Source organism: Pedococcus bigeumensis (assembly GCF_006438965.1).
GTDB lineage: Bacteria > Actinomycetota > Actinomycetes > Actinomycetales > Dermatophilaceae > Pedococcus > Pedococcus bigeumensis_A.
In genome coordinates, this window is record NZ_RCZM01000001.1 from 651818 (window position 1) to 671559 (window position 19742).

General features: G+C 69.2%; 17 protein-coding genes and 2 tRNA genes. 12 read left to right on the plus strand and 7 right to left on the minus strand.

Features of this window, described 5'->3' with window-relative positions; all coding sequences use genetic code 11:
- Positions 1 to 2 precede the first annotated feature (2 nt).
- Positions 3 to 470, plus strand: a complete 468-nt coding sequence (locus EAH86_RS02960; protein WP_140737094.1) for a ribose-5-phosphate isomerase — start codon at positions 3 to 5, stop codon at positions 468 to 470.
- Positions 471 to 597: 127 nt separating this feature from the next.
- A complete protein-coding gene (locus EAH86_RS02965) occupies positions 598 to 1692 on the plus strand; it encodes a PP2C family protein-serine/threonine phosphatase (RefSeq protein WP_140737095.1) in 1095 nt (364 codons plus the stop codon).
- A 12-nt stretch (positions 1693 to 1704) separates the two neighbouring features.
- Here EAH86_RS02965 and EAH86_RS02970 read toward each other — a convergent pair whose 3' ends face one another.
- Positions 1705 to 2211, minus strand: a complete 507-nt coding sequence (locus EAH86_RS02970; protein ID WP_140737096.1) for a DUF4395 domain-containing protein — start codon at positions 2209 to 2211, stop codon at positions 1705 to 1707.
- Between the two features lie 87 nt (positions 2212 to 2298).
- Between EAH86_RS02970 and trmB the strand changes: the two genes are divergently transcribed.
- The gene (gene trmB / locus EAH86_RS02975) at positions 2299 to 2958 is read left to right on the plus strand and encodes a tRNA (guanosine(46)-N7)-methyltransferase TrmB (protein ID WP_241668152.1); all 660 of its coding nucleotides are present in this window, start codon (positions 2299 to 2301) and stop codon (positions 2956 to 2958) included.
- Between the two features lie 85 nt (positions 2959 to 3043).
- Here the strand turns inward: trmB and EAH86_RS02980 are convergent, their stop codons facing one another.
- Together EAH86_RS02980 and EAH86_RS02985 are read right to left on the minus strand one after the other, a co-directional pair.
- Positions 3044 to 3571, minus strand: coding sequence for an ABC transporter ATP-binding protein (locus EAH86_RS02980; protein WP_241668153.1), 528 nt, complete (start codon positions 3569 to 3571; stop codon positions 3044 to 3046).
- A gap of 13 nt (positions 3572 to 3584) precedes the next feature.
- Positions 3585 to 3655 (minus strand) — tRNA-Gly (locus EAH86_RS02985).
- Between the two features lie 85 nt (positions 3656 to 3740).
- Between EAH86_RS02985 and EAH86_RS02990 the strand changes: the two genes are divergently transcribed.
- Positions 3741 to 3817: transfer RNA gene (locus tag EAH86_RS02990), tRNA-Pro, on the plus strand.
- Positions 3818 to 3884: 67 nt separating this feature from the next.
- Here the strand turns inward: EAH86_RS02990 and EAH86_RS02995 are convergent.
- The 3 genes from EAH86_RS02995 to EAH86_RS03005 all read right to left on the minus strand — a co-directional run bounded on the left by EAH86_RS02995 (position 3885) and on the right by EAH86_RS03005 (position 7783).
- Positions 3885 to 4853 carry a zinc metalloprotease gene (locus tag EAH86_RS02995; RefSeq protein WP_140737098.1) on the minus strand — a complete coding sequence of 323 codons (969 nt, stop codon included), beginning with the start codon at positions 4851 to 4853 and terminating at the stop codon, positions 3885 to 3887.
- A 120-nt stretch (positions 4854 to 4973) separates the two neighbouring features.
- The gene (locus EAH86_RS03000) at positions 4974 to 6413 is read right to left on the minus strand and encodes a dihydrolipoyl dehydrogenase family protein (protein ID WP_140737099.1); all 1440 of its coding nucleotides are present in this window, start codon (positions 6411 to 6413) and stop codon (positions 4974 to 4976) included.
- 173 nt (positions 6414 to 6586) lie between these two features.
- Positions 6587 to 7783 (minus strand): S53 family peptidase, encoded by a 1197-nt coding sequence (locus EAH86_RS03005; RefSeq protein ID WP_140737100.1) that lies wholly within the window; start codon positions 7781 to 7783, stop codon positions 6587 to 6589.
- A gap of 394 nt (positions 7784 to 8177) precedes the next feature.
- Between EAH86_RS03005 and tig the strand changes: the two genes are divergently transcribed.
- The 4 genes from tig to EAH86_RS03025 all read left to right on the plus strand — a co-directional run bounded on the left by tig (position 8178) and on the right by EAH86_RS03025 (position 13999).
- Positions 8178 to 9545 carry a trigger factor gene (gene tig / locus EAH86_RS03010; RefSeq protein ID WP_140737101.1) on the plus strand — a complete coding sequence of 456 codons (1368 nt, stop codon included), beginning with the start codon at positions 8178 to 8180 and terminating at the stop codon, positions 9543 to 9545.
- 112 nt (positions 9546 to 9657) lie between these two features.
- Positions 9658 to 10119 carry a hypothetical protein gene (locus EAH86_RS03015; protein ID WP_140737102.1) on the plus strand — a complete coding sequence of 154 codons (462 nt, stop codon included), beginning with the start codon at positions 9658 to 9660 and terminating at the stop codon, positions 10117 to 10119.
- Positions 10120 to 10313: 194 nt separating this feature from the next.
- A complete protein-coding gene (locus EAH86_RS03020) occupies positions 10314 to 11678 on the plus strand; it encodes a hypothetical protein (protein ID WP_140737103.1) in 1365 nt (454 codons plus the stop codon).
- A 134-nt stretch (positions 11679 to 11812) separates the two neighbouring features.
- The gene (locus EAH86_RS03025) at positions 11813 to 13999 is read left to right on the plus strand and encodes a hypothetical protein (RefSeq protein ID WP_140737104.1); all 2187 of its coding nucleotides are present in this window, start codon (positions 11813 to 11815) and stop codon (positions 13997 to 13999) included.
- 5 nt (positions 14000 to 14004) lie between these two features.
- Here EAH86_RS03025 and EAH86_RS03030 read toward each other — a convergent pair whose 3' ends face one another.
- The gene (locus EAH86_RS03030; RefSeq protein ID WP_140737105.1) at positions 14005 to 15099 is read right to left on the minus strand and encodes a substrate-binding domain-containing protein; all 1095 of its coding nucleotides are present in this window, start codon (positions 15097 to 15099) and stop codon (positions 14005 to 14007) included.
- Positions 15100 to 15172: 73 nt separating this feature from the next.
- Between EAH86_RS03030 and EAH86_RS03035 the strand changes: the two genes are divergently transcribed.
- The 4 genes from EAH86_RS03035 (at position 15173) to clpX (ending at position 19605) form a co-directional block, all read left to right on the plus strand.
- Complete coding sequence (locus EAH86_RS03035) at positions 15173 to 16471, plus strand: MFS transporter (protein WP_241668154.1); 1299 nt, start codon at positions 15173 to 15175, stop codon at positions 16469 to 16471.
- A gap of 128 nt (positions 16472 to 16599) precedes the next feature.
- Positions 16600 to 17235: an ATP-dependent Clp protease proteolytic subunit gene (locus tag EAH86_RS03040; protein WP_140737106.1), complete on the plus strand. Its 636-nt coding sequence runs from the start codon at positions 16600 to 16602 to the stop codon at positions 17233 to 17235.
- A gap of 35 nt (positions 17236 to 17270) precedes the next feature.
- The gene (locus EAH86_RS03045) at positions 17271 to 17936 is read left to right on the plus strand and encodes an ATP-dependent Clp protease proteolytic subunit (protein ID WP_277752318.1); all 666 of its coding nucleotides are present in this window, start codon (positions 17271 to 17273) and stop codon (positions 17934 to 17936) included.
- A gap of 391 nt (positions 17937 to 18327) precedes the next feature.
- Complete coding sequence (gene clpX / locus EAH86_RS03050; protein WP_140737108.1) at positions 18328 to 19605, plus strand: ATP-dependent Clp protease ATP-binding subunit ClpX; 1278 nt, start codon at positions 18328 to 18330, stop codon at positions 19603 to 19605.
- Positions 19606 to 19742: the final 137 nt, after the last annotated feature.

Genomic DNA, 19742 nt, shown 5'->3' on the forward strand with positions numbered 1-19742 from the left:
AGATGCGCGTACACATCGGCGGCGACCACGCGGCATACGACCTGCTCGGTGAGCTGGTCAGCTTCCTCGAGGCCAAGGGCCACGAGGTGACCAACCACGGGCCCCACACCATGGACGCCGAGGACGACTACCCCGTCTTCGTGCTGCGTGCCGCGCAGGCCGTGGCGGCCGACCCCGAGTCGCTCGGTGTGGTGCTCGGGGGATCCGGCAACGGCGAGCAGATGGCGGCCAACAAGGTCAAGGGCATCCGTGCGGCGCTGTGCTACAACGAGGAGCTCGCCACCCTGGCCCGGGAGCACAACAACGCCCAGGTGATCTCGATCGGCGCCCGGATGAGTGCCGTGGAGGAGTCCAAGGCGATGGTCGCGGCCTTCCTGGCCACACCGTTCTCCGGCGCGCCTCGCCACCAGCGCCGGATCGACATGGTCGAGGCCTACGAGCAGGACGGCACGCTCCCTCCGACTCCCTGATCTGCGCGGATGTCGCCCGCGTGGGACTGAGCTCCCACTACGCTGGAGCGGTGGGCTGCAGGGGACCGGCCCATCCATCAGACGCCAGGGGTGCCGAACACCTGCCTTGCCGAAGGATCTCTCGTACGTGGACATCGACAGGACGGTTATCGCTCGCCGCTCCCTCATGTCCCGGGTCCAACGAGAGCGATACCGTTTCGCCCGGTGGGACACCGCCCTCATTGCCATCGCCCTGGTGGTGGTCAACACCGGGCTGTGCTGGTCGATGTCCATCTGGAAAGAGCAAGTGCCCTTCTCGGCCTACGTCCCGGTGGCCGTCCTGGCCGGACTGTTCCTGACCCCACAGGTGCTGCTGGTCGTTGACATCTGCATCTTGGTTGCAGGGGCCTACACGATCAGCGACAAGGGCCCCAGCGCAGCTCTGTTCGGTGCGTACGGGGTCCTGGTCCTCGTCATGGTCATCATGTTCTGGGTGGCGACCTCGCGGGCCCGGCTCGGGGTCCAGGGGAACCTCGGCGAGTCGATGTTGGTCGACCTGCGCGACCGGCTGCGCACCCAGGGCGAGCTCCCGGAGCTGCCGCCGGGGTGGGGCGCCGAGCTGTCGGTGCTGTCGGCCTACGGCGACTCGTTCTCGGGTGACTTCCTGGTCACGAGCAAGTTCGGCGACGTCCTCGAGGTCGTGCTGGTCGACGTGTCGGGCAAGGGCATCGCGGCGGGCACCCGCTCCCTGCTGTTGTCCGGGGCCTTCGGCGGGCTGCTCGGCTCGATGCCCTACGACCGGTTCCTGCCGGCGGCCAACTCCTACCTGCTGCGCCAGGCCTGGGACGAAGGCTTCGCCACCGCAGCCCACGCCATGATCAACCTGACGACCGGCGAGTTCAGCCTCGGCTCCGCCGGGCACCCACCCGGCGTGCGCTTCTCGGCAGGCTCGGGCCGGTGGGAGGTCCTCGAGGGTGACGAGGGCCCGGTCCTCGGCGTGACCGAGGGACTGGCCTTCCCGCGGATCCACGGTCAGCTCGGTCGCGGCGACGCCCTGCTGCTGTACACCGACGGCGTCATCGAGGTCCGCAACCGCGACCTCCGCGACGGCATCGACCGGATGCTCGGCACCGCGGAGCGGATGATCGGCAAGGGCTTCGAGGGGATGGCGGCCAAGATGTGCGCCGCGGCCCGGGCCGGCGAGACCGACGACCGTGCAGCCGTCCTGGTCTGGCGTAGCTGAGCAGCAGCGCCCTCAGCTGGCGGTCGTGGCTGCCTGCCGCGATGCGGCTCGTCGGGTGATGTCCGCGCACTCGAGGCAGACCGACTCGGGGATCACACCCAGACGCATCAGCCAGCCGAACACGATGCAGCCCACACAGATCCCGGCGATCGACTCCAGGGCCGGGAAGACCACCATGATCGCGCCGATCAGGATCACCGGGACCGACGTCCCGGCCAGCCACAGCACGGTGGCGGCCACGGTGAACACGGCGCCGACGGCTGCGGCGAACCGCTTCGGCAGCCCGGCCGTGTAGCGCGGCTTCGCTGCCACCCGCGGCCGGATCCAGCGGTTGACGAGGATCGCGATCGGGCTGGCCGACGGGCCCCACCCGGCGCGCAGCACGAAGTCCACCGCCAGCACGGCATACAGCCACCACTGGTGCGCGGCGAGGGCCACGACCGCGAGCACGAGGATGACTGCCGCGATGAGCCGGACGGTGACGTCGTCCACGATGTTCGGGAATCGGGAGATACGCATGGCTACATTATGGGTTACATAAGCACCAGTTATCGACACGTGTGTCGCAGGTCAAGACACGGTCGCGTCCCTGCCTACGCTGGTGACGTGGACATCGACGGGCGCGTGCGCTCCTTCAACGCGCGCAGGGGACGGCTGTCGGCACTCACCCTGGAACGCATGGAGCAGCTGGGGCCGAAGCACTCGATCGCGACCGACGGGCCGTTGGTGCCGCAGGAGGCGTTCGGGCGGATCGCCCCCGTGGTGCTCGAGATCGGCTGTGGCCACGGCGCGGCGGCACTCGCGTACGCCGCCGCCCATCCCGCGCACGACCTCCTTGCCGTCGACGTCTTCACGCCGGCTCTCGCCCGGATGTTGGCCGAGGCTGACCGGCGTGGCCTGACGAACCTGTGGATGCACCGCGGTGACGCCGTGGAGCTGCTGGCCGAACGGGTGGCGACCGCGTCGCTCACGGCGGTCCACGTCTTCTTCCCCGACCCGTGGCCCAAGGTCAAGCACGCCAGGCGGCGCTTCATCTCCCGTGACATGCTCGACCTGATCGCGTCACGGTTGGTCCCGGGTGGCCGTCTGCTCGTGGCGACCGACCATGACGGGTATGCCGCCCACGTGCGGTCCGCGTTCGAGGCGCACGGCGGGTTCGTGGTCACCGAGGGCGACCGGCCGTCGTGGCGGCCGACCGACGGCTTCGAGGACAAGGGGCTACTGGCCGGGCGCCGGGTCAGCGAGTTCCGCGCAGAACTGCGCTGAGCCGCTGGCGGCCGCCAGCCGCCAGCACCCGCCCGCGGCCGCGGCCGAGCCCGGCCGGCAGCCGCGGCAGGGGGCGGCCGGCAGCTCAGCGCAGCTGCGGGACAGCCGCGAGGAGTGTCTTGGTGTAGGCGTCCTGCGGGTCCAGCAGCACCTGTTCGACCGTGCCGCTCTCGACGATCGACCCGCGGTACATGACGAGGACCCGGTCCGCGATGTTCCAGGCCAGTCCCAGATCGTGGGTGATCACCAGCGCGCCGAGCCCCAGCTCGTTCTTCAGCCGCAGGAGCAGGGCGAGGATCTCGCCCCGGACGGAGGCATCGAGCGAGGCCACCGGCTCGTCCGCCACGAGGAACTCGGGCTCCAGTGCGAGGGCGCCGGCGATGACGACCCGCTGGCGCTGACCGCCAGAGAGCTCCTGCGGCAGCGACGAGGTGAAGCCCGAGGCGGGGCGTAGCTCAGCGCGCTCGAGTGCCGCAATGGATTCCGAGTTACGACCGCATTTCGTAGGAAATTGACGGTCACGGCGCGCTGGCGATGCCGTCCGAGAGATCGCGGGCAGGGCCATGACGGCAACGACGAAGGCCCCCGTGGCCCGGAGTGGATCCCGGGCCACGAGGGCCTGACTGAGCGGGCGACGAGAATCGAACTCGCGTAGCTAGTTTGGAAGACTAGGGCTCTACCATTGAGCTACGCCCGCGTGGACCGGCCGCCGTCAGGGCGTCAGTTCCGAGGCGTTAGCCTAATGCCCGCGATCGTGTGGCCAGAAATCGGCTCGCCATCGACGGGGTATGGCGCAGGTTGGTAGCGCGTCCGCTTTGGGAGCGGAAGGCCGCCGGTTCAAATCCGGCTACCCCGACCACAAGCAAAGAGGTATGCCGCGTGGCCGACTCGGCCACGCGGCATACCTCACTGCAATGCGGGGGTGGTCAGCTCTTGCCGCCGCCTGCGCGGAACTGCAGCCAGGCGTCGCTCATCCGGTCGGCCTGACCCTTCGTGAACATGTTCATGCAGGAGTCCTGCGAGTAGTCCATGAAGTTGTGGATCGGGTCGACGCCGGGGGCGGGACAGGTGTCCGCGCCGACGGGACAGTCGAACTGCGGCATCGCCTCGGGCGCGGTGTCGGCCACCCAGTCGCCGTTGGCTGCGCAGCCGTGGGCGAAGGTGTGCTCCAGCATCAGCCAGTGGCCGACCTCGTGGGTGAGGGTGTCGCCGAGCGAGTACTTGCCGGCTGTGCCGCCGGGCATCGACTCGTCGAGCATGACGACGCCGTCGATGTAGTCGCGGCCGTTGTTGTAGCCCTTGGGGAAGTAGGCCCAGCCGAGCAGGCCACCGCCGATGTCGCCGGCATACACGTTGAGGGTGCGGGCGTCGCCGGTGTAGAGCGACTGCTTCATCTGCTTCTCGACGCCCTGCTTGCTCGGGACGACGTGGTACCAGGCCTCGTTGACGCTCCAGGTCACGTTGGAGAGCGAGAACCGGAAGGGGGTGTTCGCCGCGTCACCAGCCGTCTTGCCGGAGTACGAGTCGTTGAGCACCGTCATCTGGTCGGCGATCAGCTTCTGCCAGCGGGCCTTCTCGGTGGCGGTGTTCTCGTGGTCGGAGACCATGTGGAAGACGGTCGGGATGGTGACGCTGCCGGCTGGCAGCGTGGTCCGGTCGGTGAGCACGCCGTAGGCGTTGGCCTCGTTCTTGGAGTACAGCTCCGGCTCGGCGCCCTTGGAGCCGGCCTTGACCCGTGCGCCGCTGGCGGCGCTGTCGGCGGCCCCGGGCAGACAGGCTGCGGCACCGGGGGAGGTGACGGCTGCGGCGTTGACGGTGGCGCTGCCGCCGCCGAGCAGTGCGAGGGCTGCAGCGGCGGTCAGTACGCCGAGTCGAAGCGGGGTGCGGATGCGCATGGACATTCCCTTCGGAGGTGATCCCCCGCCTGCGGTGGTTCCGGGGGCCTTGGGGACGCTACCCGGCGAAATGTCCTGGTGGGAGGTACCGATGACGGAGATTTTCCTCCCCCGGAACGGTCACAGGCCGTACTCCTCCAGCAGCCGGAGCCAGATCTCGCTCATCGTCGGGTACGAGGGCACCGCGTGCCACAACGTCGTCAACGGCACCTTTCCGACGATGGCCACCGTGGCTGCGTGGACGAGGTCGGCGGTGTCCTGGCCGACGAAGGTGGCCCCGACGAGGACGCCGTTGTCCTCGTCGACGACGATCCGGGCCTGGCCCTGGTAGCCCTCCGCCTGCAGCCCGGCGCCGGCGGCCGAGTCCATCGGCAGGTCCACGACCCGGATCCGTATGCCGGCTGCGCGCGCCTCCTCCTCGGTGAGGCCCGCGGCCGCCACCTCGGGGTCGGTGAAGACGACCTGCGGTGACCCGAGCGCCACCGCCCACGGCGTGGTCTTGCCGGCGTCGGGCTCGCGCCCCGCTACCCGGGCACCGATGAGGTCGCCGACCGCGCGGGCCTGGTACTTGCCCATGTGTGTGAGGAGCGCCCGCCCGTTGACGTCGCCCACGGCATACAGCCAGGGCTTGTCACCGCTGACTCCCTCGACCTCCATCTGGTCGGTGACGCTGACGTAGCCGGAGCGGTCGAGCCGGCCGCCCACCTCCTCGACGCCGAGGCCCTTGGTGGCGGGGGTGCGGCCGACGGCCACGAGGAGCTCGTCCGCCTTGAGGGTCTTGCCACCGGACAGCTCCACGGTGACCTCGCCGGTCGGGCCGAGGCGGGACACGGACTCCGCCTTGGTCCCGAGCAGGACGTCGACGCCGTCGCGCTCGAGGGCTTCGGCGACGGCCTTGCCCGCAAAGGCCTCGTGGCGCCCGAGCAGCCCGTCTGCCCTCTCGACGATGGTGACCTTCGAGCCGATCGCGGCGAACACCTGCGCGAGCTCGCACGCCACCACGCCGCCACCGAGCACCGCGAGGCGGTCGGGGATCCGGCGACTCGTGGTGGCCTCGCGGTTGGTCCAGGCGTTCGCCTCACGCAGGCCGGGGATCGGCGGGACCGCGGCCATCGTGCCGGTCGCCAGGACCACGGCCTGACGCGCTCGCAGGGTCCGCCCGCCCACCTCGACCGTGCGCTCGCCGACGAGGCGGGCCGCACCGCGCAGCAGGGTGATGCCGACGTGGTCGAGCCAGCCGACCTGGCCGCTGTCGTCGAGGGTGTCGCTGGTGCCGACCCTGTTGATCCAGGAGTCCCGGCGGGCGAGCACCCCCTGCGGGTCGACGTGGGCGCCCTCCGAGCCCTGGACGCGCTGCGAGGCCCTGGTCGCGTGGATCGGTCGGAGGAGGGCCTTGCTGGGCGAGCAGGCGTAGAAGCTGCACTCGCCCCCGACCAGGTGCTTCTCGATGATCGCGACCGTCAGACCGGCCTTGTGGGCGCGGTCCGCGGCGTTCTCGCCGACCGGCCCGGCCCCGACCACGATGACGTCGAACTCCTGCGGCAGCTCTTCTTCAGGCATGACCTCAACGTAGACGGCGCGCCCTCTCGCTGCGCGCGGAAAGGTGCTGAGTGCGCGGAGAGGAGAACGGCCCCGGGACAGGAGTCCCGGGGCCGTTCCATCCTGTGATCCAGCCGTGCTGTCAGCCGTGGTGTCAGCTGGCTCGTGAGCAGCGCGTGGTCATCAGGGGAGGGTCAGAAGGCGGACGTGCCGTTCGGGGTGCCCAGACCGGTGGGGCCGTCCCAGCCGGACTTGGCGGTGCACCAGGAGGCGCACGAACCGTTGGACCCGGAGGTCACGTCGAACAGCCCAGCCTGGTTGGCGTACGGCAGGGTGTTGGCGTAGCCGGCCGTGTTGCCGCTCAGCGCGTACACCGAGGCGACGATGGGAGCCGAGAGGCTGGTGCCACCGTACTGGGCCCACGACGAGGAGGTCCTCGAGGTGGGTGCGTAGGTCGCCAGACCGGTCGCCGGGTCGGCGACCGCCGAGACGTCCGCGATGGCGCGGCCGGTGCAGTTGGTCATCGCAGTGGTCTGACCAGCGGGCGCGGCGTTGAGGGTGGTGCAGCCAGAACCGGCGCCGTTCCAGGCCGACTCGGACCAGCCACGCGCGCTGGAGTCCTTCACCAGCGAGGTGCCGCCGATCGCGGTGACGTAGTGCGAGGAGGCCGGGAAGCTGCCGCCCTGGTAGCCGTTGTCACCGGTCGACGCCGTCACCGCGATGCCCGGGTGGTTGTAGGCCGCGCCGTACGAGCTGTCCGCGAGGTCACCGCCACCGTAGCTGTTCGAGATGGCGGCGACGCCGGCCTGCTTGGCGGCCGTGTTCACCGCCGCGCCGAGGTCGGTGAGGCTGGCGCTGTTGGCCTGGACGAGCACGATCTTGCAGCTCGGGCAGGTCGCCGACACGGCATCGAGGTCGAGGGCCTGCTCGCCGGCCCAGCCGGTGTTGAACCGGGGGAGGGACGTCCCACCGGTCTGGTTGATGACGCGCAGGCAGCCGTTGGCCGTCGTGCAGGCGGGCAGTCCCCACTGGGCGCGGTAGACACCCAGGTCGCGCTCAGCGTTGGGGTAGCCGTAGGCGTCGACGATCGCGACCGTTCGTCCCCCGGTTGACAAGCCGGTCACCTTGTAGGCGCTCTGGATGTCGGTGGGTGTCTTCCCGGAGATGGCGTGAGGAGTGATCGGACTGCCTGTCGGGCTCACCGCCTGACCGTTCGCGTCGACCAGCTTGAGGGCGTGGCAAGCCGCGACGGTGGGGGAGCTCGGTGTGGCGCACACGCGATCGGCGTGGGCCCTGGGGGAGGGAGTCGCTGATGCGGCGGTGACCGCGGTCGTGACAAGCCCCAGGGATGCCGAGGCCGCCAGCGCGACGGAGAGGATCTGCTTGCGCATTCGAAAGGTCTCCTGACGTGGGAAAAGGGCGGCCAGTACCGCCCAACAGGTCGACACTCACGTGCAACATGTTGGCTGGCAATGGATTTCGGTGCTCGACCTTCGTACTGGCGAAGAAATGGCGAGCCACGGGGACAGCCTTGACGGAAAGTCGTGACGGATGTCATGGGCATCCGCCGGAGCGGTGTGGGCGTGTGACACGCGGCATACTCCTGAGGCTGGTGTGCCGTCGGTTCGGAGCGTGGGCGCGCAGCGGCTACCATGAGGTTTTGGCCCGGTCGCCGCCTGTCACAGCCGGCGCAGCGGGCCTTCGCATTGTCCCGTTCGCAGTGTTCACCAACATTGCGAACGCATCGTGCCCCGCCCCAGCCCCGCGACCTTGGAGTATCCCGCAGTGAAGAGTGCCGTCGAGACCCTGAACCCGACCCGGGTCAAGCTGACCGTCGAGGTGCCGTTCGAAGAGCTCAAGCCGAGCCTCGACGCCGCCTACGCCACCATCGGCTCACAGATCCAGGTGCCCGGCTTCCGCAAGGGCAAGGTCCCCTCGCGCATCATCGACCAGCGGGTCGGTCGCGGCGCGGTCCTCCAGGAGGCCGTCAACGAGGCACTCCCGCAGTTCTACGGCCAGGCCGTGGAGGAGAACAAGGTCCGCCCGATCGGTCAGCCCGAGGTCGACGTGACCGAGGTGCCTGCCGAGGACGGTCAGGACCTCAAGTTCACCGTCGAGGTCGACGTCCGCCCCGACGTCGAGCTGCCCGAGGACTTCACCGGCATCACCGTCGAGGTCGACGAGGCCAAGGCGTCCAACGAGGACGTCGAGGGCCGCCTCATCGCGCTGCAGGAGCGGTTCGGCACCCTCAAGGGCGTCGAGCGCGCCGTGGCGAACGGTGACTTCGTCTCCATCGACCTCAAGGCCAGCATCGGCGACGACGAGATCGACTCCGTGACCGGCATCTCCTACGAGGTCGGCTCGGGCAACATGCTGGACGGACTCGACGAGGCCCTCACCGGCATGGCGGCCGAGGAGACCAAGTCCTTCACCGCCCCCCTCGCCGGTGGCGACCGTGAGGGCGAGGACGCCGACGTGGTCGTGACCGTCCAGTCGGTCAAGGTCCGCGAGCTGCCGCCGCTCGACGACGACTTCGCCCAGCTGGCGTCGGAGTTCGACACCCTCAAGGAGCTGCGCGCGGACGTCACCAAGCAGGCCGACCAGGCCGCCAGGTTCGAGCAGGGCGTCCAGGCTCGTGACAAGGTGCTCGAGCACCTCCTCGAGACCATCGACATCCCCGTGCCGGACGGCGTCGTCGAGGCCGAGGTCAACTCCCACCTCGAGGGTGAGAACCGCCTCGAGGACGACGAGCACCGCGCCGAGGTCGACGCCAACACCCGCAAGGCGCTCAAGGCCCAGTTCCTCCTCGACGCGATCGCCGAGAAGACCGAGGTCAAGGTCGAGCAGCCCGAGCTCATCGAGTACCTCGTGATGTCGGCCCAGCAGTACGGCATGGACCCGAACCAGTTCGCCGAGGCCATCGACCAGCAGGGCCAGGTGCCCTCGATGGTGGCCGAGGTGGCCCGCCGCAAGGCGCTTGCCGCCGTCCTGGAGCAGGCCAAGGTCGTCGACACGGCCGGCAACCCGGTCGACCTCAACGAGGTCACGGCGACCGACGTCGCCTCGCAGCTGTTCACCGGTGACACCGAGGGTGGCCACGAAGGTCACGACCACGGCGACGACGAGGACCACGAAGGTCACGACCACGCCTGATCGACTTCACCGGGCATAACCGCCCAAACCGTATGCCGCTCACGCCTCCGGGGTGAGCGGCATACGTCATTTGGGTGACCCGGAGGAGGGCCGTCGCACCCGACGATGAGGTATGGACACCATCTCCTTCCACAAGTTGCGGACCGCGGTGCAGGAGAACGCCAACCCGGCGGACGACCTCGCCGCCAACCGCCTTCGCCACTCACTGCACAGCGCCCTCACCGGAAGTCGGCTGTTCGCCGAGGTCGAGTTCGGGCACACCGAGGACCCGAACCAGATGGTGATCGGTGTCTGTCGCTGTGCCGACGACGTGCTGCCGTGGGAGGCAGGGATGGGCGTCGAGCGGCTCTGGCAGACCGTGGCCGCCGACGCGCAGTGGGAGGCCCACACGGTCGGCTGCACCGACACCCTGATGGAGTTCGAGGCTGCGGTGACCGTCGACGAGAGCGGTCACTACGTCACCGTCCACCTGGTGGCGGAGCCGTCCGAAGCCACCAAGGCAGTCATCGTCCAGCGGGCCGATGAGGCCGCCGAGGCAGCTGCCAGCGAGGCGATGAGCACCCTTCCGTCCTGACGCCCTCGGACCGCCGATCGCTGACGCCTTCCGACCGCCGATCGCCTGTCGCAAACCGGCATGGCGGTTTCGCGACGGAATGTCCGGAACTGGCGGACACCCCATGGGGGTGTGGGCTAGCCTGCCGCCGGGGGGCAGGGGAAGGACAGGCTGCGCCCCGTCCCAGCTACCCTCAGAACGTCAGGAATGCCCCCATGCGTCGACCCCGTCGGTCCACCTCTCTCGCCCTCGCCGTAGCCGGACTCGCGGTCATCGCAGCCACCGGTGCGCCGGCCCAGGCTGCCCCTGCCATCACCGGCCCCGGCGCTTCCGCTTCCGACACCGCGATCGGCACCTACTTCCCGATCACCAAGGACCAGCGGATCCTCGACACGCGCAGCACGCTCGGCGGCCACAAGGGTGCGCTCGGCGCGAAGAGCGAGTTCGCGCTCCAGGTCGGCGGGGTCGCCGGGCTGCCCACGGGTGACAACGCGTCCGCCGTCGTGCTCAACCTCACCGGTGTGTCTCCGACGGCGGCCACGTACGTCACGGCATACCCGTCAGGGACCACCCGGCCGACCGTCTCGAGCATCAACCTGGCGCCCAAGTCGGTGCGCTCCAACCTGGTCACCGTCCCCGTCGGGGCCGATGGCAAGGTGAAGCTCTTCAACAACGCCGGCTCGCTCAACCTGGTCGTGGACGTCATGGGCTTCTACGCCCGGACCGACGTCCAGGGGACCTACGGCATCGGCAGCATGTACTACATCTCGAACCCTGAGCGGCTGTTCGACTCACGCAGCGACGGTGGCGCGCTGGCCGCCGGCGACGGGGTCGACCTCAGCCTCGACTACGGACCCACGGACAACGCCAACGTCCGTGCCTTCGCCGTCAACATCACCGCCATCTCGCCGACCGGGAGCGGGTACATCACCGCCTGGGACGGCAGCACCGCGATGCCCAACGCGTCGAGCGTCAACTTCGTCAAGGGCCAGGTCGTGCCGAACATGGCGGTCGTGCCCACCTCCACGAACGATGCTGGCGAGCCCACGATCGCGGTCGTCAACGGCAGCTCCAGCGCCGCCACCAACGTTGCGGTCGACATCGTCGGCATCTACGCGGCGAACGGCACGTCGGGTTTGCGGTTCACCCCGCTGGCTCCCACGCGGATCGTCGACACCCGCAACGGCACCGGCGGTTTCAAGGGCCTCATCGGGGCCAAGGTGACCAAGAAGTTCCAGGCGCCCGGGAGCGTTGCCATCGACCCCACGTTCGCCCTGGTCGGGAACGCGACCGCGATCTCGCCGACCGCCGCGACCTTCCTGACCGTCTTCGCTGACGGCGACGCGCGTCCGGCCGTGAGCAACCTGAACGCCGTCGCAGGGGAGACGGTTGCGAACGCCGCGGTCGTCAACCTCGGTCCCGGCAACCTCTTCGACGCCTACAACAACGCCGGGAGCCTCAACCTCGCGATGGATGTGGCCGGCCGCTTCGACGAGTTCACCGTCCCAGCCGTCGGGCTCGCCACGTCCGCCCCGACGAGCGCGCCCGTGCTCGGCTCGGTGCAGGTCGCCCGCCGCTGAGTCGGTAGCTGCCTTCGGTCACGACCGGTGCCCTGGTCGTGACCGAAGGCAGCACAGTCCACGCGGTGACGGTGCCGGTGACGGACTCAGTAATGCAGGTCAGGGAGTCGGCCGGGGGCCGGACAGGGGGAGCAGTGCGCGTACTCGCTCGAGCAGTGGTGGTGTCCGTGTTGTGCACCATGGTCGTGGCTTCGGTGGCGGCCACCGGGTCGGCAGCGGGACCGGCTGCGTCCGGTGCAGCACCGGCAACCTCGTCGGTGGCACCCACAGCCCCCTACACCGCGGCGACTCTGGCGTCGGGCGGAGGTGGCAACACCGTCCTGGACTCACGCGTCGGCACTGTGACGGCGACCAAGTTCCAGGGCGATCTGATCCAGCTGGGTGCCACCGATGGTGACGGAAACTCGTACACAGCGTCCGTCTCACCGAAGGAGGGGACGTCCTGGGTGGCCGGCACGAGGGTGCCCATGACCAGCCAGACCAGCGGCGGGATGGAGGCCTACGTCAATGTGGCCAGCCCCACGGGAGGCACCTGTTGGTTGCGCGGCGGCACGGTCAGCGTCATCGAGGTGACGCGTGACGGTGCTGGCGACATCACGTCGCTGGCCCTGGATTGGTCAGGCACCTGTGAGGACGCGAACAGCACACCCACGATCGGACAGTTCCGGTACAACTCGTCCGTCCCCTACAGCGGTCTGACGGGGACGAGCGCCCTCACCTTTTCCTACGCCACCATCGGCCGGGTCGGTCCGGCCAAGACGATCACCATGACCGCGCGCGGCTCCGCTCCCATCGAGGTGGCGGACCTCATGCTCCTGGGCTCGGACACCCCGTGGCTGGTCATCACCGCGCAGACCTGCAAGGGCAAGACCCTGGCCGATGGCCAGACCTGCACGGTCACCGTGGCCCCGGCCCCACGCTCCGACAGCGGAACCGTCGACCAGCTGGTCGTCCTCGTGGGCGCGGACACCAGGTGGTACGGAACTCATGTGGAGGTCAGCGGCCAGCACCACGCCGAGGGGACCTACCAGCCCATCACGTCGCGGCGCGCGCTGGACACGCGATCGGGGCTCGGGGGCACCAAGGGAGTGCTCGGCGCCCGACGGACCCTGAAGTTCAAGGTGACCGGTGACACCGTGCCCACGCCCAGTCGAGTGCAGGCCGTGGTGCTCACGCTCACTGCTGCAGGGACGACGGCGGCCACTTACCTCACGGCCTACCCGGGGGACAAACCACGCCCGACTGCGTCCAGCCTCAACGCTCCGCGTGGCTACACGGGTGGCAACACGGTGACGGTTCGCCCTGATGCCTCGGGATATGTGACGGTGTACAACAACACCGGTTCGACGCACGTCATCGCGGACGTCCTCGGCTACTACAACAAGAGCAACGACGGTGCCCTCGCAGTCGGCGGTGACTACCACCTCACCATGGCGCAGCGAATCATCGACAGCCGAAGTGGTTTCGGTCGGCTCAAGCCGGGCTACTACGTCGACATCGACTGGAAGTACCCCGAGTCGGCCAACCTCGGCGAGCTTCGCGCGTACGCCCTGAACGTGACCGCGACGAGCGCGACAGGTCCTGGCTACCTCACCGCCTGGAGTGGCTACGGCGACCCGCCGAATGCGTCGACGGTCAACTTCGCGAAGGGCAAGACCGCGTCCAACACGGTCATCGCCCCGGCCTACTTCACCCAGCGCGGAAACGACTACGGGCCGGGCTTCGCGCTCTACAACGGCGCGAGCACGGCCGCGGTGCACTTCGTCATCGACATCGTCGGTGTCTACACCGAGACGGGTCACCCCAACGCCCTGCGGTTCACACCACTGGCCAGCCCGACCCGGATCCTGGACAGCCGCAAGGGACTTGGCGCCTCGACCTGGGCTGCCGGCACCACCCGACAGGTCTTTGCCCCGAGCCCGGCAGCGACCTACGACACCTGGGCGGTGGTCGGCAACGCCACCGTCGTCGCACCCACGGCCCCGACCTACATGACTTTCTTCGAGCCCGGGACGACGAGGCCCCCGACGAGCAACGTCAACGCGGGTATCGGTGAGGTGGTGTCGAACGGCGTCGTCGCACCTCTCGCGGTCGGCAACATCTTCAACGGCTACAACAACAAGGGCACCGCCAACGCGCTGTTCGACGCGGCCGGCCGGCTGGACGTCTATCCGGCCAGCTACGAGGTGCTGTCCGGGGCCCAGACCCTGGCCGGCTCGTCACCAGGTGGTGCCGCCCTGGGGTCATCGCTTGCGTCCGCCATGGCGCACCTGCCGCGCGGCACCTCGCTCGTCACACCGGAGGCCGTTCCGGCGCACTGACGCCGTCAGGGAGTCGGCGCCGTCGCCGTCGTCGTCCCGATCCTCAGGTCGGTCGGCTGGACGGCGTCGTCGGGGCGCTCGCCGTCCAGCAGCTGACGAAGCATCTCGCCCATCAGCCGCCCCTTGGCGAGGCCGTGCTGGTCGATCGTGGTCAGCGTCCCGGAGAACCACGGCAGCTCCACCCCGTCGAAACCGGTGACGCTGAGGTCGTCCGGCACGCTCAGCCCGAGGTCGTCCGCAGCCCGGATCACGCCCATGGCCAGCAGGTCGGACTGGGCCACGATCGCCGTGGGCCGCTGGGCGACAGGCACGTCGAGGAGCAGCCGGGCCGCCATGGCTCCCTGCTCGACGTCGGGGATGGAGGTCTGCGCGAGTTGGGGCGGCTCGTCGCCCCCACCGGCACCGGGACCGAAGACGTCCAGGAACCCCTGCGCCCTGTCCCTCGTGTCCGAGAACTCTGCTCCCGCCAGGTCGTCCAGGGTGGCGAGCCCGGTGGGGGAGTCGTGCCGCAGCGGCATCATCAGGTGCGCCACGCGCCGGTGTCCCAGCCCGGTCAGGTGCCGCCCGAGCCGGACCGTGGCGCCGCGGTTGTCCAGGGCCAGGTGCGCGATGCGGGGGTCGGCGGGTGCGCCGTCCCCGAGCATCGGTATGCCGCGGGCGGCCAGGTGGTCGACCGCAGGGTTCGTGTCGGGGCCGCACAGCGAGAAGACGACCGCATCCAGGGCGGTCGCCGAGAGCTGGGTGATGGCGCGCTCGGGGGCGCCGGCAGGCTGGGCGATCAGGAGCATGCCGGCGGGGATCTCGTCGAGCACCTGGGACAGCCCGTCGAGGACGCTCACCGCGAACGGGTCGCGGAAGGCGTGCAGCAGCCGTCCCTCGACGACCACGCCCACCACGCCCGAGCGCCCGTGCCGCAGGGACGACGCGAGGGGGTCCGGGCCGGCATACCCGAGCTGCTCTGCAGCCGCGCGCACCCGGGCCACGGTTTCGGCGGCGACGGGGCCCTTGCCGCTGAAGGCGAGCGACGCCGTCGACGTCGACACCCCGGCGGCCTGCGCGACGGCGCGCAGGGTCGGTCGAGGTTGACGAGGGCGACTCATGGGGGAGACACTATCGAATCGATTCGATAGAATCGATTCGATCACTCAAGAAGCGTCCCGAGAGAGCCCGTCAGTGACCCAGCCCGCCACCCCCGACACCACCCCTGAAGCCACTGAGGCCGCCTCCCCGGCAACCCCGCAGACCGCGCCGACCACGACCCCAACCACCCCCTCCGCGACCGTCCTGGCCCGCGCCACCCGGGCACGCATCGCCGTCTTCATCGTCTTTGCGCTCGCAGGTGTCGCGTTCGCGACCTTCGCGTCGCGGATCGCGGACAGCAAGGCCTCGCTGGGACTCACCGCCGGCGAGCTGGGGCTCACCCTGTTCGCCGCGTCGGCCGGCTCGCTGACGGCGCTGCCCTCCGCTGGTCGCCTCGCAAGCCGGTTGGGTGCCTCCCGGACCATCCAGCTCGGCATGGTCTTCGGGTTCGCCGGCCTGGTCGTGATCGCGGCGGCCGTCGACCTGTTCGAGTCGCGCTGGGTGATGGCGGTCGGTCTCTACCTGCTCGGCATGGGCGTCGGTGTCTGGGACGTCGCGATGAACCTCGAGGGCGCCGCCGTCGAGCGGCTGCTGGGCAAGACCGTCATGCCGCACTTCCACGCCGCGTTCTCTGGTGGCACCGTGCTCAGCGCCCTGATCGGCGCGGGGATGTCCTGGGGGCACATGCCGCTGCTGGTGCACTTCGCCATCGCGATCGTCATCTCCGCCGTGCTCGGTGTGTGGGCCTTGCGGTCCTTCCTGCCCCGCGATGCGGAGGTCTCGGACGCGGAGGAGCAGGAGGCTGCGGCGTCCGCTGGGACCACGCCCAAGTCGGCCTGGTTGGAGCCCCGCACGCTGATGATCGGGCTGGTCGTCCTCGCGGCCGCGTTCACCGAGGGCACCGCCAACGACTGGATCTCGGTCGGCTTCGTCGAGGGACACGACGTCCCCGCCTGGGCCGGAGTGCTCGCCTTCGCGGCGTTCCTGTCCTTCATGACCCTCGGGCGCCTGGTCGGCACGCGGCTGCTCGACACCTATGGCCGGGTCCCGGTGCTGCGGGTCACCTTCGCGATGGCCGCCGTCGGCTCGCTCATGGTCATCTTCGGCCCCGCATGGCTGGCCTACCTCGGCACCGCCGTGTGGGGCGTGGGGGCGTCGCTGGGCTTCCCCGTCGGCATGAGTGCCTCGGCCGACGACCCCGCCCGCGCCGCGGCGCGGATGTCGGTCGTCGCCACGATCGGCTACACCGCCTTCATCGCAGGCCCGCCGCTGCTCGGCTTCCTCGGCGACCACTTCACCGTGCTCCGAGCCCTGATGGCGGTCACCGTCATGGTGGCGCTGGCGATGCTGGTCATCCCGGCCACCCGGGAGCTGGCCCGCCGACCGGGCTGAGCCGCCTTCGCCGGGCGGCTCACCTTGAGCGCTGTGCGCTCAGGGCGAACATGGAGCGGATCGGGGACTTCCGCACACCATGACCGCGTTAGGGTCACTGACAGGCAAGGACCTCAAGTGATGGAGACATGGTGAACGAGATTGTCGCCGCGGGCGAGGGCCCGCAGGGTGGTCTGGACGACCACATCTACAACCGTCTGCTCAAGGAGCGGATCATCTTCCTCGGCTCCGACGTCCGCGACGACAACGCGAACGCGATCTGCGCCCAGCTGTTGCTGCTCGCCGCCGAGGACCCGAGCAAGGACATCTGGCTCTACATCAACAGCCCCGGTGGCTCCATCTCCGCGGGCATGGCGATCTACGACACGATGAAGTGGATCCCGAACGACGTGGCCACGGTCGCGATGGGCATGGCCGCCTCGATGGGGCAGTTCCTGCTCTCCGCCGGCACCCACGGCAAGCGCTACGCCACGCCGCACGCCCGCGTGATGATGCACCAGCCGTCCGGTGGCATCGGTGGCACGGCCTCCGACATCAAGATCCAGGCCGAGCAGATGCTCTACGTCAAGAAGCAGATGGCCGAGCTGATCGCCGAGCACACCGGTCAGACCAAGGAACAGATCGAGAAGGACTCCGACCGCGACCGCTGGTTCAGCGCCGAGGAGGCCAAGGAGTACGGCTTCGTCGACCACGTGTTCAGCAGCGCCGCCCAGGCCGGTGGCCGGGGCGCCAGCGACGACAACCCGGTCACCGGGGACAAGTGAGGGATCGAGACATGAACGCGAACATCAACCCCTCCATGCACGGCGGCCGCCAGGGTGGCCTGCACGTGCCCGCCGGCTACGCCAGCCCGTCGAGCCGTTACATCCTGCCCCAGTTCGAGGAGCGCACCTCCTACGGCATGAAGCGGCTGGACCCCTACACCAAGCTGTTCGAGGACCGCATCATCTTCCTCGGCGTGCAGGTCGACGACGCGTCCGCGGACGACGTCATCGCCCAGTTGATCGTGCTGGAGTCCCAGGACCCCGACCGCGACATCCTGATGTACATCAACAGCCCCGGTGGCTCGTTCACCGCGATGGCCGCGATCTACGACACGATGCAGTACATCCGGCCCGACGTGCAGACGTTCGTCATCGGCCAGGCCGCCTCGGCCGCCGCTGTGCTGCTGTCGGCCGGAGCCAAGGGCAAGCGGTTCGCCCTGCCCAACGCCCGGATCCTCATCCACCAGCCCGCCCTCGAGGGCGGCATGGGTGGACAGGCGTCGGACATCGAGATCCAGGCCAACGAGGTGCTCCGCATGCGCACCTGGCTCGAGGAGACGTGGGCACAGCACTCCGGTCGCACGCCCGAGCAGGTTCGCAACGACATCGAGCGCGACAAGATCCTCTCGGCGCAGGAGGCCAAGGAGTACGGCCTCATCGACGAGGTCCTCGCCTCCCGCAAGGGCACCCTCGAGGACTGACCCTCACCGGGGCTCGTCCCCGACCCGCACCGTCCGGTATGCCGCCCGCTCACCCAGAGCGGGCGGCATACCTGCGTGGTGGCACCATGTGCCCGCGAGTTTGAAGGACCGTGCGGCCCAGGGCGCCCACGATCCTTCAAACTCGTCGGGCTCCCTCGCACCCAGGCCTGCTCGTCGTGTGGTCCTTCGTGGTCGTCGACCGGGCTGGGACAGGCACTCGGGGGGCGAGCGGCGTGTTGTCCGCCCTCAGCGGACAAGGGCGACGAACGGCCGACTCGGCGGTTTCAATGGAGCGAAGGCGGTCCTTCGCGCTGTAGCGTCGGAGCGTTGCTCGTCCGCGATGGACGGTGCACCGTCAGGCAGATTCGTCAGACAGACCGGAGGACTTCGCGTGGCACGCATGGGAGAGAGCGGCGACCTGCTGAAGTGCTCGTTCTGCGGCAAGAGCCAGAAGCAGGTCAAGAAGCTCATCGCCGGTCCCGGCGTCTACATCTGTGACGAGTGCATCGACCTGTGCAACGAGATCATCGAGGAGGAGCTCGCCGAGTCCTCCGAGCTGGGCCTGGACGAGCTGCCCAAGCCGCGCGAGATCTTCGAGTTCCTCGAGAACTACGTGATCGGCCAGGACGTCGCCAAGCGGTCCCTCGCGGTCGCGGTCTACAACCACTACAAGCGGATCCAGGCAGGCGAGGCGGGCTCCGGCAAGAAGGACGCCGAGTCCGTCGACATCGCCAAGTCCAACATCCTGCTGATCGGGCCGACCGGGTGTGGCAAGACCTACCTCGCGCAGACCCTGGCCAAGATGCTCAACGTCCCGTTCGCCATCGCCGACGCCACGGCCCTGACCGAGGCCGGCTATGTCGGCGAGGACGTCGAGAACATCCTCCTCAAGCTCATCCAGGCCGCTGACTACGACGTCAAGAAGGCCGAGACGGGCATCATCTACATCGACGAGGTCGACAAGATCGCCCGCAAGTCGGAGAACCCGTCGATCACCCGTGACGTCTCCGGGGAGGGCGTCCAGCAGGCGTTGCTCAAGATCCTCGAGGGCACGACCGCGTCGGTCCCGCCCCAGGGTGGTCGCAAGCACCCGCACCAGGAGTTCATCCAGATCGACACGACGAACGTCCTGTTCATCGTGGGTGGCGCGTTCGCCGGTCTCGAGAAGCTCATCGAGTCGCGCAACGGCAAGAAGGGGCTGGGCTTCGGCTCCGAGCTGCACACGCCCAAGGACCTGGCCGACTCGATCCACGAGGTGATGCCCGAGGACCTGATGAAGTTCGGGCTCATCCCCGAGTTCATCGGCCGCCTCCCGGTCATCACCACGGTCAGCCCGCTGGACCAGGAGTCGCTCGTGACGATCCTGTCCAAGCCGCGCAATGCCCTGGTCAAGCAGTACAAGAAGATGTTCGAGATCGACAACGTCGAGCTCGAGTTCACCGACGACGCCCTCGAGGCCATCGCGGACCAGGCCCTCAAGCGCGGCACTGGCGCCCGTGGCCTGCGCGCGATCATGGAGGAGGTGCTCATGCCGGTGATGTTCGACGTCCCCAGCGACGAGGGCATCTCCCGCGTGGTCGTCACCCGCGAGGTCGTCCTCGACAACGTGCTACCGACCATCGTCCGTCGCGACGAAGAGCCCAAGCGCACCCGCAAGCGCTCGGCCTGAGCGAGCGCTTCACCAGCAGTCACCTCGTGAGGGGCCGTCCACTCCGGTGGGCGGCCCCTCACGCATGCATCGGTATGCCGCGTGTCCGCGTCGTCACGTCACCGTACGGTCCGCCGGGCACGCGACTTGTTGCCGGC

What these genes read in the sequence shown, in the direction of transcription:
- EAH86_RS02960 (WP_140737094.1), top strand. Translation starts at nt 3, where the DNA reads ATGCGCGTACACATCGGCGGCGACCACGCGGCATACGACCTGCTCGGT.
- EAH86_RS03020 (WP_140737103.1), top strand. Translation starts at nt 10,314, where the DNA reads ATGCGTCGACCCCGTCGGTCCACCTCTCTCGCCCTCGCCGTAGCCGGA.
- EAH86_RS03000 (WP_140737099.1), bottom strand. Translation starts at nt 6,413, where the DNA reads ATGCCTGAAGAAGAGCTGCCGCAGGAGTTCGACGTCATCGTGGTCGGG.
- EAH86_RS03040 (WP_140737106.1), top strand. Translation starts at nt 16,600, where the DNA reads ATGGTGAACGAGATTGTCGCCGCGGGCGAGGGCCCGCAGGGTGGTCTG.
- EAH86_RS03030 (WP_140737105.1), bottom strand. Translation starts at nt 15,099, where the DNA reads ATGAGTCGCCCTCGTCAACCTCGACCGACCCTGCGCGCCGTCGCGCAG.
- EAH86_RS03005 (WP_140737100.1), bottom strand. Translation starts at nt 7,783, where the DNA reads ATGCGCAAGCAGATCCTCTCCGTCGCGCTGGCGGCCTCGGCATCCCTG.
- EAH86_RS03045 (WP_277752318.1), top strand. Translation starts at nt 17,271, where the DNA reads ATGCACGGCGGCCGCCAGGGTGGCCTGCACGTGCCCGCCGGCTACGCC.
- EAH86_RS02970 (WP_140737096.1), bottom strand. Translation starts at nt 2,211, where the DNA reads ATGCGTATCTCCCGATTCCCGAACATCGTGGACGACGTCACCGTCCGG.
- EAH86_RS03015 (WP_140737102.1), top strand. Translation starts at nt 9,658, where the DNA reads ATGGACACCATCTCCTTCCACAAGTTGCGGACCGCGGTGCAGGAGAAC.
- EAH86_RS02995 (WP_140737098.1), bottom strand. Translation starts at nt 4,853, where the DNA reads ATGCGCATCCGCACCCCGCTTCGACTCGGCGTACTGACCGCCGCTGCA.